Here is a 16,954-nt window from a genome sequence, read left to right on the forward strand (position 1 = left end):
GATGTCAGCATTCTTCATCAACCGGCCGATCTTCGCCTGGGTGATCGCCATCGTGATCATGCTGGGCGGCCTGCTCGCGCTCACCACGCTGCCGATCTCGCAATATCCGCAGATCGCGCCGACCACGGTCAACATCAGCGCCAACTATCCGGGCGCCGACGCGCAGACGGTCGAGAACTCGGTGACCAAGGTCATCGAGCAAGGCATGACCGGCATCGACAATCTCGACTACATGACGGCGACCTCGACCTCGACCGGTGCGGCCACCATCACGCTGACCTTCACCAGCGCGGCCGATCCCGACACCGCCCAGGTGCAGACGCAGAACAAGCTGCAGCTGGTGCAGTCGCAGCTGCCGCAGGTGGTGCAGAGCAATGGCATCACCGTCTCCAAATCCTCGACCGGCTTCCTGATGGTCATCGGCTTCGTCTCCAGCGACGGCAAGATGAACTCGACCGATCTTGCCGACTATGTCGACTCGACCATCAACGACACGCTGAAGCGCGTCGAAGGCGTCGGCTCGACGCAGCTGTTCGGCTCCAGCTATGCCATGCGCATCTGGCTCGATCCCGACAAGCTCGCCAAATACACGCTGATGCCGAGCGACGTGGCTTCGGCGATCGAGGCGCAGAACACGCAGGTCTCGGCCGGCCAGCTCGGCGGCATGCCGCAACGCAAGGGCCAGCAGCTCAACGCCACGGTGACGGCCAAGAGCCGGCTGCAGACCGCCGAACAGTTCCGCAACATCATCCTGAAGAGCCAGACCGACGGTTCGCTGGTTCGCCTCAACGACGTCGCCACGGTGGAGCTCGGCGCCGAGAGCTATACGACGCAAGCCAGATACAATGGCCAGCCGGCGGCCGGCGTTGCCGTCAACCTCGCAACCGGCGCCAACGCCATCAGCACGGCGGAAGCGGTGCGCGCGACGATCAACCGGCTGAGCTCGACTTTCCCGCAAGGCGTCGAGGTCGTCTACCCCTACGACACCTCGCCCTTCGTGCGGCTGTCGATCGAGGAGGTGGTCAAGACGCTGGCCGAGGCGATCGTGCTGGTGTTCCTGGTGATGTTCATCTTCCTGCAGAATCTGCGGGCGACCATCATCCCGACCATCGCCGTGCCGGTGGTGCTGCTCGGCACGTTCGGGGTGCTGTCGCTGTTCGGCTATTCGGTCAACACGCTGACCATGTTCGCCATGGTGCTGGCCATCGGCCTGCTGGTCGACGACGCCATCGTCGTGGTCGAGAATGTCGAACGCGTGATGGCGGAGGAAGATCTGTCGCCGAAAGAGGCGACGCGAAAATCGATGAACGAGATCACCGGCGCGCTGGTCGGCATCGCCACCGTGCTGTCGGCGGTGTTCGTGCCGATGGCCTTCTTCGGCGGCTCGACCGGCATCATCTACCGGCAGTTCTCGGTCACCATCGTCTCGGCCATGGTGCTGTCGGTGCTGGTCGCGCTGGTGCTGACGCCGGCGCTCTGCGCCACGATCCTGAAACGGCCCAAGGACCATGCGACGCAGACGGGCCCGTTCGGCTGGTTCAACCGCGTCTTCGATCGCGGCACGACAGCCTATCGCGACGGTTCGCAGGGCATCATCAACCGGTCCTGGCGCTTCCTCGCCGTGTTCCTCGCCATCGTCGTCGCCATGGGCTGGATGTTTGCCCGGCTGCCGAGCTCGTTCCTGCCGGAAGAGGACCAGGGCATCCTGATCACCAGCGTGTCGCTGCCGGTCGGTGCGACGCAGGACCGGACCGAGCGTGTCCTGGCTGAGGTGACCGACCACTATCTCAAGCAGGAAAAGGACGCTGTCCAGGGCGTCTTCACGGCTTCCGGCTTCGGCTTCGGCGGCGCCGGGCAGAATGTCGGCATCGCTTTCGTGCCGATGAAGGATTTCAGCCTGCGCAAATCGCCGGCCTTGTCGGCGCAAGCGGTCGCCGGGCGCGCCATGGGCGCCTTCCGAGAGATCAGGGACGCGCAGGTTTTCGCGCTTGCTCCGCCCGCCATCCAGGGTTTCGGCAACACCAACGGCTTCGATTTCTACCTGCAGGACGTCAACGGCGCCGGCCATGACGCGCTGATCCAGACGCGAAACCAGCTGCTGGGTCTTGCCGCGCAGAGCAAGCTGCTCGCCAACACCAGGCCCAACGGCCAGGAGGACCAGCCGCAATTCTCGATCGATATCGACCAGGAGAAGGCCAGCGCGCTCGGCGTCAGCCTCGCCGACATCAACAACACGCTGTCGAGCGCCTGGGGCAGCGACTACGTCAACGACTTCATCGACCGCGGGCGGGTGAAGCCGGTCTATATGCAGTCGGACGCGAATTTCCGCATGCAGCCGGAAGACCTGGACAAATGGCAGGTGCGCAATGCCAGCGGCGCCATGGTGCCGTTCTCGGCCTTCGCCTCCAGCCACTGGACGTTCGGTTCGCCGCGGCTGGAACGCTACAATGGCTCGGCGGCGGTCGAGATCCAGGGCGCGGCGGCGGCCGGCGTGAGCTCCGGCGCGGCGATGGACGAGATCGACAGGCTGGTGGCGCAGCTGCCGCCCGGATATTCCCACGAATGGACCGGGCTGTCGCATCAGGAACGGCTTTCCGGCAACCAGGCGCTGTCGCTCTATGCGATTTCGGCGCTGGTCGTGTTCCTCTGCCTGGCGGCACTTTATGAGAGCTGGTCGATCCCGTTCGCGGTCATGCTGTCGGTGCCGATCGGCATTTTCGGCGCGCTCGCGGCGGCAACGCTTTTCGGCCAGACCAACGACGTGTATTTCAAGGTCGGCCTGCTGACCACGATCGGCCTGGCCGCCAAGAACGCCATCCTGATCGTCGAGTTCGCCATCGAGCGGCAAACGGCCGGCATGGGATTGGTCGAGGCGACGCTGGAAGCGGCGCGACAGCGATTGCGGCCGATCCTGATGACGTCGCTGGCCTTCATCCTCGGCGTCACGCCGCTCGCGATCGCCAGCGGCGCCGGCTCGGGCGCGCAGAACTCGGTCGGCATCGGCGTGATGGGCGGCATGATCGCGGCGACGGTGATCGGCGTGTTCCTGGTGCCGCTGCTGTTCGTCACGGTGCGGCGCATCTTCAAGGGCAGGGTGGCCAAACAGGATACCGGGCCGGATCTCGGGCAAGGCACGGACGAGAAGCCAGCGACAGCCAACCAGCAATAAGGAAACTCCCCATGACAGGTTTTGAACGTGGCCCTGTGGCCGCGGGGCGGCTCATTGCGCCCATGATTACGGCTGTTTTGCTCAGCGGATGCGTTGTCGGCCCGGATTACCAGTCGCCAATCCTGCCGATGCCGGCAAACTGGAGCGGTGAGAAGCCGACGAAATCCGTCCAGCCGGCGCAGCTGTCGCAATGGTGGCAGCGCCTGCGCGATCCGCAGCTCAACACGCTTGTCGAGGAAGCCGTCGCTGGCAATCTCGACGTCGCCACCGCCAAGGCCAAGATCCGCGAGGCGCGCGCCAGCTATCGCCAGAGCGCCGGCACGCTGCTGCCGTCCGTGGATGGCTCCGGCTCGGTGACGCGCAACAAGTCGTCCACGACCACGGCGGGGACCAATTCGATCTACAGCGAATACCAGGCCGGTTTCGACGCCAGCTGGGAGCTCGACCTGTTCGGCGCCAACCGCAGGGGCGTCGAGGCCGCGCGCTACGGCGTGGACGCGGCGCAAGAGGAATTGCGCTCGACCCTTCTGACCCTGGTCGGCGATGTCGCGTCCTATTACACCCAGGCGCGCGGTTATCAGGCCCGCATCGCGCTCGCCCGGCGTTCGGCCGCCTCGCAGCGGCAGACCGCCGAACTCACCCGCACCATGGCGCTGGCGGGGTCGGCGACGGCCGCCGACGTCGCCAAGGCGATGGGGCAGGCGGCCGGCACCGAGGCCGAGGTCCCGACGCTGGAGGCAAGCTATGCCGAGGCGGTGCATCGCCTGTCGGTGCTCACCGGCCGGCCGCCGGCCGCACTCAGCGAGCGGCTGAAGCGCGGCAAGCCGATCCCGTCGCCGCGCCTGCCGATGCCGACCGGCATTCCCGCCGACATCCTTTTGTCGCGCCCGGACGTGCGCATGGCCGAGCGGCAATACGCGCAATACACCGCCAAGGTCGGCCAGGCCGAGGCGGCGCGTTATCCCTCGGTCAGCCTGACGGGAAACATCAGCACGGCGGCCCTCAATCTCGGCGATCTCGGCAAGAATTCGTCGATCGGCTGGTCGTTCGGGCCTTCGCTCAGCGTGCCGCTGTTCAACGCCGGCCAGTTGCAGGCGGCGGCCGACGTCGCCCGAGCGCAGCGCGACCAGTATTTCATCGCCTATCGCGCCTCGGTGCTGACCGCGCTCGAGGATGTCGAGAATGCGCTGGTGCTGATGGCGCAGGAGCGCATCCGGATCGGCAAGCTTGCCTCGTCGGCCAAATCCTATGGCGAGGCGGCCAGCCTGGAAGGCACGCTCTACAAGGCCGGCGAGACCAGCCTGCTCGACGTGCTCGACGCCCAGCGCTCCCTCTACACGGCGGAAGATTCGCTGCTGCAAAGCCGCGTGCTGCTGGCGACCAACTATATCGCCCTCAACAAGGCGCTCGGTGGCGGCTGGGACGGCGCGGTCGACAGCGCGAAGCCCGAGATCATCGACGTCAAGACCGGGCCAAGACTGGCGTCGACGATGACGGCACAGTGAACAAGATGTGTAAGCAAACCCGGGGCCGTCCGTTTATGATAGCGTGGAGGCAATGCGATGTCCTGTACCTACGATCTTGCATCCGATGTGATCCGGCGTGTCTATGAAAAGCGGATAGAGGCGCCGGCGATCCTCGATACCGATACCGAATTTCCCAACGCGGCGAAATTCATCGACGCCTGGCGTGAGATCCGCGACGAAGCGCTGGGCGTGCATCTGGGCAAGGTCCCGCGTTTTCACGACATCATGCCCGAGCAGGCCGAAATCTCGGCCAATGACGGTCTCGACTGGCGCATGTTCGTGCTCAAGGCCTACGACATGGCGGTTCCCGAGAACCTTGCGCGGATGCCGGTTCTCAGCCGGTTGCTTGCCGAATGCCCCGAAGTCAAATCGGCTGCTGTCTCGTTCCTCGCGCCGCGCAAGCACATTCCCAGCCATCGCGGACCCTTCCGCGGGATCATGCGGTTTCACCTCGGCCTGGTCATCCCGCGCCAGGCCGATGGCCGCCCGGCAACCGTCATGATGATCGACCATCAGGAGAAACGGATCACCGACGGCGAAGGGATGCTGTGGGACGATACCTATCTTCACGAGGTGATGAACAATGCCGATGAAGCCCGCATAGCCCTGCTCCTGGATGTCTGGCGTCCAGGAATGCCCTGGGACATGGAAGTCCTGTCCAGGCTGATCGTGCGCGGCGTGCAGGCGGGAATGCGCCGCAGGGGCGTGTCGTTCGGCGGCTGAAACCAGCGGCGGGTGACAACGCCGTGCGACGGCGTACCAGGCTGACCCCGCCCTTGGTCCGATGCAACGAGGCTGTGCCTGCCGGCCGCTGCCGTCCGTCTGCTTGACAGGCCTAATTAATTTCTTAACATTAGAAAATAATAGGGAGGAAGGACATGGGCGCCCATCATGGAGCCATCCTGCGCATCCTGCGTGATGACGGCCCGCAGTCGCGCGCCGAATTGGCGCGGCGTACCTCGCTTTCGCCTACCGCGCTCACCCATCTGACGGCCCATCTGCTGAGGGAAGGCACGGTGGTCGAACTCAACCAGGCGGCCACGGGCGACGCGCCGGTCGGGCGGCCGGCCATTGGTGTCGCGCTGGTGCCGGATGCGCTGTCGGTGGTCGGCGTGCATATCGGCGCCGGCACCATCGACGCCACCATCACCGATCTCAGGGCCGCGTCGAAAGCCATGGCCTCTCAGCATTTCGACACCGCCACCAGCGAACCCGCCGATGTGATCGGCAAGGTGGTGCGAACCGTCGAGCAATTGATCCGAAAGACCGGTGTCGAGCGGTCCCGCCTGATCGGCCTCGGTCTCGGCGTACCGGGGCCGGTGGACACCAAGCGCCGCCGCAACCTGCAATCCGTCAACTACGACTGGAAGGACGTGCCGTTCGCCGACGAGCTGGAAACGGCGCTGCGCATGCCGGTCGTGGTCGAGCACAATGTCAGCGCGATGGCGCTGGCGGAATCGCGCTACGGCATCGGGCGCGACGCCACCGCGCTGCTCTACATCTACCTGCGCACCGGCCTCGGCGCCGGCCTGGTGATCAATGGCATGCCGTTCCGCCCCGGCGGCTATGGCGCCGTCGAACTCGGCCATGTCCAGGTGATCGAGGATGGCGAGCTTTGCGCCTGCGGCAACAGGGGTTGCCTGGAAACCTTCCTGTCCGAACGCGCACTGGCCCGCGCCGCGCATGTCGACACGCCTCATCCCCGGCACCTGCTGGCCGCGGTGGAAAAGCATCCGGACGTGTGGAGCGCGGCCCTCAGGCACCTGACGACGGCGATCGCCACCGCGACCAACCTGCTCAACCCGGACCTGATCGTCTTCGGCGGCCATTTGGCCGAAGCGCCGGAAAGCTTCATCGATCACATCCGGGCCGGCGTTCCGCCACGCGTCCTGCCGCCGATGCGCGACGTGCTGCGGATCGAACGGTCGAGCCTTGGCCCTGGTGCCGGCGCCATCGGTGCCTCCGCCGCGGCGCTCGACCATTTCTTCTATTCGGGGGTGTCGCGATGAGCGAGGCATCGAAGACGACCCGCCAAGGCAATGCCCAGCCGGAAGGCCAGGGCGTCGATTACTCCAGCCTCGCGCTCAATCTGTGCGGCCTCGTCGCCGGCATCGCCATCTGGTGGGCGCTGACGGCAGGCGGGGCGGTCGGCCTGCCGCCGCCGCCGCAGGTTGCGGCAAGGTTTGTCGACGTCATCGCCAGCGGCCAGCTCGCCACCGACATCGCCTCCAGCCTGGCACGGGTGCTGACCGGCTTCCTTCTCGGCGTCGTCCTGGCGATCCCGGTCGGCTTTGTCATGGGCTGGTACAAGGTCGCGCGTTCACTCATCGAGCCCTACCTGCAGTTCTTCCGCATGATCCCGCCGCTTGCCATCATTCCGCTGGCGATCGTGACCATGGGCATCGATGAGACGCCGAAGATCTTCGTTCATCTTCCTGGCGTCCTTCCTGGCCAGCGTCGTCGCCACCTATCAGGGCGTCATCAGCGTCGACAAGACGATGATCAACGCCGCCCGCGTGCTTGGCGCCCGGGACATGACGATCTTCCTGCGCGTCATCATTCCCGCCTCGACGCCGTTCATCCTGGTCGGCGTGCGCATCGGGCTTGGATCGGCCTGGGCGACGCTGGTGGCCGCCGAACTGATCGCCGCGCAGACCGGCCTCGGCTTCCGCATGCAGCAGGCGCAGCTCTACTACGACCTGCCTACCATCTTCGTCAGCCTGATCACCATCGGCGTTCTCGGCCTTGCCATGGACCGCATCCTGCTGGTGATCGAACGCCGGCTCACCGTCTGGCAGGAGCGCGTGTGATGCCGCCCGAGATCGCCCCAAAGCCAAAGATTGCCCCAAAAATCGTCTTCGACAAGGTGACGCGCCGCTTCGACCTCAAGGACAACGCCTTCCTCGCGCTCGACCGGCTGTCGCTCGACATCGCCGACGGCGAGTTCGTCACCCTTGTCGGTCCGTCCGGCTGCGGCAAGTCGACGGCGCTCAACATCGCCGCCGGCCTGTTGACGCCGAGCGAGGGCACCGTGCTGGTCGACGGCAAGGCGGTCGATGGACCTGGGCCGGAGCGCGGCATGATCTTCCAGCAATACGCGCTTTTCCCCTGGCTAACCGTGCGCCAGAACGTGGAGTTCGGGCTGCGCGTCAAGGGCGAGGGGGCTTCGCGGCGCAGGGAAATCGCCGCGCGCTTCATCGACCTAGTGGGACTTGGCGACTTCGCCGACGCGCTGCCCAAGACGCTGTCGGGCGGCATGAAGCAGCGCTGCGCGATCGCCCGCGCCTATGCGGTGGACCCGTCGATCCTTTTGATGGACGAGCCGTTCGGCGCGCTCGATGCGCTGACCCGCGTGCAGTTGCAGGACCAGTTGCTCGACACCTGGAGCCGGGAGCGGCGCACCGTGATGTTCATCACCCACGATGTCGACGAGGCCGTCTACCTCGCCAACCGCGTCATCGTCATGGCGGCGCGGCCCGGCCGGCTGAAGGAGATCATCGACGTGCCTTTGCCTTACCCGAGAACCGAGGAAATCCGGCTTTCGGCAGCGTTCATGGCCATCCGCAATCGCGTCTGGCAAGCCGTTTACCACCAGTGACAGTGACAGGAGGAGAGTATGGTGACACTGACAAGACGTAACTTCATCGCATCATCGGCGGCACTGGCCGCATTCGCCGCTTCCGGCGTTCCCGCCAAGGCAGCGGGAATGGCGGCGCGCATCGGCTATAACGGCGATTTCTGGGGCGCCAGCGTGGCCGGCATCGCCGCGGACCAGGGGTTCTACGCCAAGCACGGCGTCGATGCCGATATCAAGGTCTTTACCAATGGGCCGATCCAGGTGCAGGCGCTCGGTGCCAACAGCCTGGAATTCGGCTATCTCGGACCGGGCGCGCTCTGGCTGCCGGCGACCGGCAAGGCCAAGATCATCGCCGTCAACGATGTCGGCTTCTCCGACCGGGTGATCGCCCAGGCCGGCATCACCTCGATCACCGACCTCAAGGGCAAGAAGGTGGCGATCGCCGCCGGCACGTCGGGCGACATGTTGCTGCGGCTGGCATTGCGCAAGGCCAACATGGCGATGACCGACCTCGACATCGTGCAGATGGACCCCAGCACCATCGTGGCGGCCTTCGCTTCCAAGCAGGTCGACGCGGCCGGCATCTGGTATCCGTTCGTCGGCATCATCCAGAAGACCGTTCCCGATCTGGTGGAACTGGCCAAGAATGACGACTTCTATCCGCAGACCACTTTCCCGAGCGTCTTCATCGCCCGCAATGACCTTATCGAGGGCAATCCCGATCTCGTGCGCAACGTGGTCCGCGCCATCAAGGACGCGCAGGACTTCCGCGCCGCCAACCAGGGCAAGGCGATCGAGATCACCTCGAAGCTACTGGGCATCCCTGCCGACCAGCTGAAGACGGAGGCCGGCTACGGCCGTTTCATGACGTCGGCCGAGCTGATCAAGCTGACCAAGGACGGCACGGTCAATGGCTGGTTCGCGACCATGAACGAGCTGTTCAAGACCTTCGGCAAGTTCGAGACCTCGCTCGATCCCAAGGATTACTACCTCGGCGATCAGTATATCGCGGCCTGAAGCCGGCCCGAAAACCATCCCTTGCAATCTCGGGTCCCGGATCCGAACCGGGACCTGCCTTCTGAAAACCATATCACCAGCGGCGAGCCATCCATGAACGTTCTCTACATCGACATCGACAGCCTGAGGCGCGACCATCTCGGTTGCTACGGCTACCATCGCAACACCTCTCCGGTCATCGACAGCCTTGCTCGCGACGGCATCCGCTTCGAGAACATCTATGTTTCCGATGTGCCCTGCCATCCCTCGCGCACGGCGCTGTGGAGCGGCCGCCACGGCATGCGGACCGGTGTGGTCGGCCATGGCGGAACCGCCTGCGAGCCGTTCCGCGAGGGCGCCGAAAGGGCCTGGGCCGGCACCTTTTACGAGGAGGGCTGGATGCGGGCGCTGCGCGATCTCGGCTACCACACCACGACGATCAGCAGTTTCGGCGAACGGCATGGCTGCTGGCACTGGTATGCTGGGTTCAACGAGATCATCAATCCGGGAAAGGCCGGCATGGAGAACGCCGACGAGGTCTCAGGCCTGGCGCTCGACTGGCTGAAGCGCAACGGCTCGGCCAAGAAGTGGTTCCTGCATGTCAATGTCTGGGACCCGCACACGCCCTATCGCGCACCGGATGCCTTCGGCGATCCCTTCGCCGATCAACCGCTTCCCGACTGGATGACCCAGGCGGTGTTCGAAAAGAGCCATGCCGGCTATGGCCCGCACAGCCCGCAGGAGCCTTCGGGCTTCGATGTCGAGCCGGGCGGATCGAAATACCGGCGCATGCCGTCGCCGATCAGCGACATGGACACCGTCAAGGCCTGGTTCGACGGCTACGATACCGGCGTGCTCTACGCCGATCACCATGTCGGGCTCATCGTCGAGGAATTGAAGCGGCAGGGCCTGCTTGACCAGACCATCATCGTCATCGGCGCCGACCATGGCGAAAACCTTGGCGAGCTCAATGTCTGGGGCGACCACCAGACGGCGGACGAGTTCACCTGCAACGTGCCGCTGGTCATCCGCTGGCCCGGCGCCGACGACATGCGCGGCGTCAACCGCGGGCTGCATTATCATTTCGACTGGGCCGCGACGCTGATCGACCGGCTTGGCGGCAGCGTGCCGGCGCTGTGGGACGGGCGCTCCTTCGCGCCCGCGCTCGCCGCCGGCCAGGACGGCGGTCGCGACTTCCTGGTGCTGAGCCAGGGCGCATGGGCGGTGCAGCGCGGCGTGCGGTTCCGGCGCGACGGGGCCGACTGGCTGATGCTGCGCACCTACCATGACGGCTACAAGGATTTCGGCCCGGTCAGCCTGTTCAACCTCAGCGAGGACCCGCATGAGCAGCATGATCTTTCCGGCTCCCGGACCGACATCGTCGATCACGCCAGCCGCCTGCTCGAGGACTGGCGCGGCGCCATGGCCGTCCGCGGCGACAGCGACGTCGATCCGCTGGTCACGGTGATGAAGGAAGGCGGGCCTTTCCATTGCCGTGGCGAATTGCCGGGCTATCTTGAAAGGCTGCGCCGGACGGGTCGCGCGGCGGCGGCGACGCAGCTCGAGCAGCGTCACCCGGCGCCACCGCCGCGGCGCCAGTCGCTGAACTGAGGGGAGAGCCCGCGGCCGGCGGCACGCCTGGCCGTGTCCCATCAAACGCTGCGCTCTGTCTCACGACAGGCGGTTCGGTCCGGCCTATCCCGATGCGCCAGAGGGCTTCCGCCCGGTGGCACGGAGGATAGCACCAAGTGACATCGATGCCGGTTGCCAGTCGCGAAGCGGCGCCCTTGCCCGTCGCGGCGCTGATGGGCGCGATGGTGTCGATCCAGATCGGCGCCACTTTCGCCAAGACCCTGTTTCCGGTGATCGGTGCGCAAGGCACGACGACGCTGCGGCTGGTCGTCGGCGCGCTGATGCTGATCGTGGTGCTGCGTCCCTGGCAGATGCGACCGACGCGCGCCAACTTGCCCTGGCTCGCCGCCTATGGAGTGACGCTCTGCGCGCTCAACCTCCTGTTTTATGCGGCCCTTTCCAGGATCCCGCTCGGCGTCGCCGTGGCGCTCGAATTTTCCGGGCCGCTGCTGGTGGCGACGCTGACGTCGCGGCGCGCCAGCGACTTTGCCTGGATCGCGCTGGCGGTGGCCGGCATCGTCCTGCTGTCGCCCTTCATTCATTCGCTGCAGCCGCTCGATCCGACCGGGGTGATGCTGGCGCTGGCGGCCGGCGGCTTCTGGGCGCTCTACATCGTGCTCGCGCAGAAGACGGGCGCCCAGCTTGGCACCCGCACCACCGCCTACGGGATGGCGATCGCCGCCGTGCTGGTGCTGCCCTTCGGCATCGCCGAGGCCGGAACGGGCCTGCTGGCGCCGTCGATCCTGGTCGGTGCCCTGCTCGTAGGCCTGTTTTCCAGCGCGCTGCCGTTCTTCCTTGAGATGGTGGCCCTGACCCGGATGCCGGCCCGCATCTACGGCACGCTGACCTGCCTGGAGCCGGGGCTCGGCGCGCTCGCCGGCTTCCTGTTCCTGCACGAAAGCCTGAGCCTGGCGCAACTGGCCGGCATCGCCGCCGTCATCGCGGCCGCCGCCGGCACGGCGCTGACCTCGAAGCCACCGGTGCCGTCGCCGGAGTAGGGTGCCGCAGCGCCCCCGTCCTCGTCGGCGCCTTCGGTGTCACGACGGCCAATGCCGCGTTCGCGCCGATCGACTGCGGCTGAATGGTCACACTGATCGGGAAAGCGGCGTGTCGCTTTCCTGGACAATTCCGGTGCGACCCAGCCCAAGACGCAGCCCACGGACAATGCCACATCGAGGGCCTCGACCACACCTGGATCGCCACGGAGTATTTTCGTGGCGAGGACCACAACATATGGGGCGGCAGACAAACATGAAAATCATTCTTCTCGCGACGGCCTTCATTCTGGCGCCTGTCGGCATGGCGTGCGCGGCCGACATCAACGAGGTCTCGCCTGTTGCCGGCTACGACTGGTCCGGCCTCTATGCCGGCGTCGACGCCGGCTACGCAGCCGGAAAATCCAATCTCCTCATCGCTGGCGGCGGCTTCGGCGGCGGATCCGACCTCAACGTGCCGCTTGATCCGGACGGTTTTATCGGCGGCATCCATATCGGCGCCAACTACCAGATGGCGAACAGTTTCGTGATCGGCGCCGAGGCCGACATCGCCTACAGCAATGCCGATGGGCTGACAGGCGTCGACGCTGGCGGCGGTGGCGTCAATACGTTGCTCAAGAGCGAACTCAAGTGGTCGGGGTCGGCGCGGCTGCGGGCCGGCTATGCGTTCGACCGGACCTTGCCTTACATCACCGCGGGCGTGGCCGCGGCCAAATATGAAGTGACCGCGATCAGCGCCGGCCCCGGCGGTGAGATACCGTTCCACGACGAGAGCCATGTCGGCTGGACGGTTGGCGCCGGCATCGAGCATGCCTTCACCGACAGATGGATCGCGCGGGCCGAATACCGCTACTCCGATTTCGGCAGCCAGGATCTGTCGATAGCAGCCGGCCTGCCCACGGAGACGAACGTCGACCTGCAGACGCACGATGTCCGGGTAGGCCTCAGCTACAAGTTCTGACGCTTGAACTGCAAATCTCCCTCGGGAGATGGCCGGCGGGCCAAGGGGCCGGGGGGCTCGGCCTGCTGCCGCGGACGGGGTCGGCGCTCTAACGCGACGACCCCTCTGTCGCCTTCGGCGACATCTCTCCTTCGAAGGAGGGAGATAAGCCTGCCCTAAATCAGCTTCTCCAGCGTGATCGGCAAATCCCGCACCCGCTTTCCGGTCGCGTGGAACACCGCGTTGGCGATCGCCGGCGCCACGCCGACAATCGCCAGCTCACCGACGCCCTTGCCGCCGAGCACCGAGGAGTGCAGGTCGGGGATGCCGACCGAGATGACTTCGATGTCCGGGATGTCGGCATTGGTCGGCACCAGATAGTCGGCGAGGTTGTTGTTGACGATGCGGCCATGGCGGCGGTCGACGATGCCTTCTTCCAGCAGTGCCTGGCCGATGCCCATGATGATGCCGCCCTTCCACTGGCTCTCGGCGAGCTTCGGGTTGTAGAGCCGGCCGGAATCCAGCGCCGACACGACGCGTGACACACGCACCGTGCCGAAATCCTCGTCGACGCGCACCTCGATGAAATGCGCGCACCAGGAGTGGCGGGAATAGTCGCCCTCGGTGTGCGGCAGCGCCATGGCGATGGTGGTGTAGTTCTTGTAGCGGTCCTCGGCGGTCGAATTGGCCGGCATGGTGTCGCCGGTCGCCTCGATGCGGTCGCGCCCCACGCTCTTGAGCAGGTCGGCGATCGAGACATCGGGGCCGTCGCCGCGCGGCGAGCCGATGCGGCCATTGGCGACCACCAATGTGTTTGCCTGCAGCGTGTGGAAGGGCGAGCGCGGGTCGCTGATCGCCAAGCCCACCAGCTGGTCGAGCGCCGAGGTGGCCGCCTTGTAGACGGCACCCGTCATCACGCCTGCCAGGCGCGAGCCGCCGGTGACGCCGGCGCGCGGGAAGCGGGAATCGCCGAGCTTCACCACCACGTCGTCGGCGCTCACGCCGACCGTCTCGGCGGCGGTCTGCGCCAGGATCGTGTAGGTGCCCTGGCCCATGTCGATCGAGGAGCTTTCGACCTCGACCGAACCGTCGGCGAGGATGCGCACGACCGCCTCGCCATAGGCGCGCCGGACCGGATAGGTGCCGGCGGCGACACCCCAGCCGATCAGCTGGTTGCCGTCACGCATCGAACGCGGCTCGGGTGTCCGTTTGGACCAGCCGAAGCGTTCGGCGCCTGCGGCAAAAGCCTCGCGCAACTGCCTGGTCGACCAGGCTTTTTTGGCGTGCGGATCCTGTTCGGCGTAGTTGCGCAGCCGGATCTCCAGCGGATCGATGCCGACCTCGTAGGCGAGCTCGTCGATGGCGCTCTCGATGCCGAAGGCCGAGGGGTTCTCGCCCGGCGCGCGCATGGCGCCCGGCACCACGGAATTCACCCGCACGACATTCTGCTTCGAGGAGAAATTCGGCGTCGCGTACATGATCGAGGTGACAGATCCCAGCGGCTCGACCCACATGCCGTCGATGGATGTTTCATTGACGCCGCGATGCACGATCGACTGGATCACGCCGTCATGGTCGGCGCCGATCGTCACCGTCTGCCGGGTCGCGGCGCGGCCGCCATAGCCGGTAAACGTCTGCGGCCGCGTCATCACCAGTTTCACCGGCCGTCCCAGCATTCTGGCCGCACTCGCGGCAATCGCGCCGTGGCCGAGCGCCAGCGCCTTGGAGCCGAAGCCACCGCCAATATAGGGCGAGACCAGCCGCACATTCTCGAAGGGCACTTCGAACCATTCGGCATAGGTGCGGGCCATTCCGTCCAGCCATTGGCTGGGCTCCCACACGGTCAGACGATCGCCTTCCCAGCGCGCGATCAGGCCATGCGGCTCCATCGGCGCCTGGTATTCGCGCGGCGTGTTGTAGGCGGCGCAGATACGCACCGGCGCCGAGGCGAAGGCGGTGGCCGCATCGCCCCATTCCTTGGTCATGGCGTCGATCAGGATGCCGTCGCCGGCCTTGCCGTCGCTGAGGTCGACGATGGAAGGCGTCTCGTCATAGCTGACCTTGACCAGCGCCGCCGCGGCGACCGCCTGCTCGAAGGTTTCGGCCACGACGGCGGCGACATGCTGGCCTGAAAACGTGATGTCGCGTGCCAGCGGGCAGTAAGGCCTGTCCGGCGGCGGCGTGCCGAACCAGTCCGACGCGGTTCTCAGGCTGATGATGGTGTCCGGTGTGAGCACCTTGAGGACGCCCGGCGCCGCCTCTGCCCGCGCGGTGTCGATCGCGCGCACCTTGCCGGAGGCAATCGTGCTTTCGACCAGCACGGCATGGGCGAGGCCTTCGAGCTGCTGCTCGACGGCGTATTTGGCCGCACCGGTGATCTTGGCCGGGCCGTCGACGCGCGACAGCCGCCCGCCTATGGCTTCCGCCAGCGCGCCATCCGAGGCGTCGCCATGTCTTGCGTGGACAGTCATGCCGTCTCTCCCAATTTGAGGATGGCCCGCGCGACAACGCGCGGTGCGAGTTCGATCTTGTAGTGGTTGGCGCCATGGTCGACGGCGCCTTCGACGGCAAGCAGGCTGGCCGCGCGGACAGCGGCCGGTTCCAGCACCTTGCCTATCAAGGCGGCCTCCACGGCCCGCGCCCGCCACGGCTTCGTCGCGACGCCGCCGAGTGCCACGCGCAGGTCGCGGATGGTGCGCCCATCGGCTTCCAGCTCGAGCCCTACGGCCGCGCTGGCCGCCGCGAATTCGTAGGATTGCCGGTCCCGGATCTTGAGGTAGGTCGAACGGCGCGCAGCGGCGGATGAGGGGATCTCAATCGCCGTGATCATTTCGCCCGGCTCGATCGCGTGCTCCCTGTCGGGCGTGGTGCCGGGCAGCAGGAAGAAGTCGTCGACCGCGATGCGGCGATCGCCGAGATGGACCATCGCGTCGAAGGCGACCAGTGCGGTGGCGAGGTCGCCGGGATACATGGCGATGCAGGCCTCGCTGGCGCCGAGCACGGCGTGGCCCTTGGTGACGCCACCGATCGCCGAACAGCCGCTGCCTGGCTCACGCTTGTTACAGGCGGAAAAGTTCGAGGGATCGCGGAAATAGGGGCAGCGCGTGCGCTGCATCAGATTGCCGCCGATGGTCGCCATGTTGCGGATCTGCGCCGACGCCGCCTGCCACAGCGCTTCCGACACGGCCGGGAAGCCGCTCTGGATATCGGCATGGTCGGCGACATGGCCCATTCTGGCGAGCGCGCCGATGGTCGCTCGGTGTTCGCCCACTTCGATCCGGTCGAGCCCCTTGAGGTGGGTGATGTCGACCAGCGTGTCGGGTTCGGCGACGCTGCATTTGGCAAGATCGATCAGTGTGGTGCCGCCGGCAAGCAGCATGGCGCCGGGCAGGGCAGCGGCCTGTCGTGCGGCATCAACCGAAGTGGCGCGCAGATACGAAAAATCCCTCATGATGCGACCTCCAGGGCTGCCTGGCGCACGGCGGCGACGATGTGCGGATAGGCGCCGCAGCGGCAGAGATTTCCGGCCATGTATTCGCGGATTTCCTCATCCGATCCGGCGTGGCCCTCGCGGATGCAGGCGACCGCCGACATGATCTGGCCCGGCGTGCAATAGCCGCACTGGAAGGCGTCCTGCTCGAGGAAGGCAGCTTGCACGGGATGCAGTTCGCCCTCCCGTGCAAGCCCCTCTATGGTGGTGATGGCGCGGCCCTCGGCCTGCGCCGCCAGCGTGAGACAAGCCAGCACGCGCTCGCCGTCGACATGCACGGTGCAGGCGCCGCACTGGCCGTGGTCGCAGCCCTTCTTCGTGCCGGTCAGGCCGAGCCGCTCGCGCAAGGCATCGAGCAGCGTCACGCGCGGCTCGAGCTGCAATTCGTGATGATGGCCGTTGATATCGAGATGGACGGGGATTTTCGTCATGAGCGTCTGGCTCCAGTTGCTTGACGCGAAGTCGGTTGATCATGTTGCGCGGGCGGGGCAGCCGGCGGGTCTAGCTCCAGCCGTCCGGCCCTTCGCTGCCGCTTCCTGCCCTTCGGGCGTTCAGACCCTTAAAAAAGTCCACTGGACCTTTTGATCCGCCCGAAGGCGGACCGGGCATTCACCGTTCGTTGTTCGGGA

The 16,954-nt window shown here is 66.2% G+C and carries 12 protein-coding genes and 1 pseudogene; 10 read left to right on the plus strand and 3 right to left on the minus strand.

All coding sequences use genetic code 11. The features are described from left to right. Nucleotide 1 precedes the first annotated feature (1 nt). From EB231_RS15200 to EB231_RS15245, 10 genes and pseudogenes are all read left to right on the plus strand, one after another. Nucleotides 2-3,169, plus strand: a complete 3,168-nt coding sequence (locus EB231_RS15200) for an efflux RND transporter permease subunit (RefSeq protein ID WP_172349522.1) — start codon at nucleotides 2-4, stop codon at nucleotides 3,167-3,169. An 11-nt stretch (nucleotides 3,170-3,180) separates the two neighbouring features. Then, nucleotides 3,181-4,674 (plus strand): efflux transporter outer membrane subunit, encoded by a 1,494-nt coding sequence (locus EB231_RS15205; protein WP_172349523.1) that lies wholly within the window; start codon nucleotides 3,181-3,183, stop codon nucleotides 4,672-4,674. Between the two features lie 57 nt (nucleotides 4,675-4,731). After that, nucleotides 4,732-5,418: an aspartyl/asparaginyl beta-hydroxylase domain-containing protein gene (locus EB231_RS15210; RefSeq protein ID WP_172349524.1), complete on the plus strand. Its 687-nt coding sequence runs from the start codon at nucleotides 4,732-4,734 to the stop codon at nucleotides 5,416-5,418. Nucleotides 5,419-5,573: 155 nt separating this feature from the next. Continuing rightward, on the plus strand, nucleotides 5,574-6,704 hold the full coding sequence (locus EB231_RS15215; RefSeq protein WP_172349525.1) for an ROK family transcriptional regulator: 1,131 nt from the start codon (nucleotides 5,574-5,576) through the stop codon (nucleotides 6,702-6,704). Further along, a pseudogene (locus tag EB231_RS15220) lies at nucleotides 6,701-7,505 on the plus strand (ABC transporter permease). Before EB231_RS15215 ends, EB231_RS15220 begins: the two are co-directional and overlap by 4 nt. A 29-nt stretch (nucleotides 7,506-7,534) precedes the next feature. Further along, complete coding sequence (locus EB231_RS15225) at nucleotides 7,535-8,293, plus strand: ABC transporter ATP-binding protein (RefSeq protein WP_172352921.1); 759 nt, start codon at nucleotides 7,535-7,537, stop codon at nucleotides 8,291-8,293. Between the two features lie 27 nt (nucleotides 8,294-8,320). Continuing rightward, nucleotides 8,321-9,289 (plus strand): aliphatic sulfonate ABC transporter substrate-binding protein, encoded by a 969-nt coding sequence (locus tag EB231_RS15230; RefSeq protein WP_445299320.1) that lies wholly within the window; start codon nucleotides 8,321-8,323, stop codon nucleotides 9,287-9,289. 93 nt (nucleotides 9,290-9,382) lie between these two features. Continuing rightward, nucleotides 9,383-10,879 (plus strand): sulfatase, encoded by a 1,497-nt coding sequence (locus EB231_RS15235; RefSeq protein WP_172349527.1) that lies wholly within the window; start codon nucleotides 9,383-9,385, stop codon nucleotides 10,877-10,879. 137 nt (nucleotides 10,880-11,016) lie between these two features. Beyond that, on the plus strand, nucleotides 11,017-11,898 hold the full coding sequence (locus tag EB231_RS15240; RefSeq protein WP_206681922.1) for an EamA family transporter: 882 nt from the start codon (nucleotides 11,017-11,019) through the stop codon (nucleotides 11,896-11,898). A 253-nt stretch (nucleotides 11,899-12,151) separates the two neighbouring features. Continuing rightward, entirely contained in the window at nucleotides 12,152-12,856 is a 705-nt protein-coding gene (locus tag EB231_RS15245; RefSeq protein WP_172349528.1) for an outer membrane protein, read from the plus strand. A gap of 155 nt (nucleotides 12,857-13,011) precedes the next feature. On the opposite strand, the gene EB231_RS15250 is transcribed toward EB231_RS15245, so the two are convergent. From EB231_RS15250 to EB231_RS15260, 3 genes are read right to left on the minus strand one after another with little or no spacing between them, the layout of a single operon-like run. Continuing rightward, nucleotides 13,012-15,306: a xanthine dehydrogenase family protein molybdopterin-binding subunit gene (locus EB231_RS15250; RefSeq protein WP_172349529.1), complete on the minus strand. Its 2,295-nt coding sequence runs from the start codon at nucleotides 15,304-15,306 to the stop codon at nucleotides 13,012-13,014. Continuing rightward, on the minus strand, nucleotides 15,303-16,286 hold the full coding sequence (locus EB231_RS15255; protein WP_172349530.1) for an FAD binding domain-containing protein: 984 nt from the start codon (nucleotides 16,284-16,286) through the stop codon (nucleotides 15,303-15,305). The genes EB231_RS15250 and EB231_RS15255 overlap by 4 nt, the downstream gene beginning before the upstream one ends. Further along, nucleotides 16,283-16,756, minus strand: coding sequence for a (2Fe-2S)-binding protein (locus EB231_RS15260; protein ID WP_140771124.1), 474 nt, complete (start codon nucleotides 16,754-16,756; stop codon nucleotides 16,283-16,285). The genes EB231_RS15255 and EB231_RS15260 overlap by 4 nt, the downstream gene beginning before the upstream one ends. Between the last annotated feature and the right edge of the window lie 198 nt (nucleotides 16,757-16,954).

Origin of the sequence: Mesorhizobium sp. NZP2298 (genome assembly GCF_013170825.1) — a bacterium.
Taxonomy (GTDB): Bacteria; Pseudomonadota; Alphaproteobacteria; order Rhizobiales; family Rhizobiaceae; genus Mesorhizobium.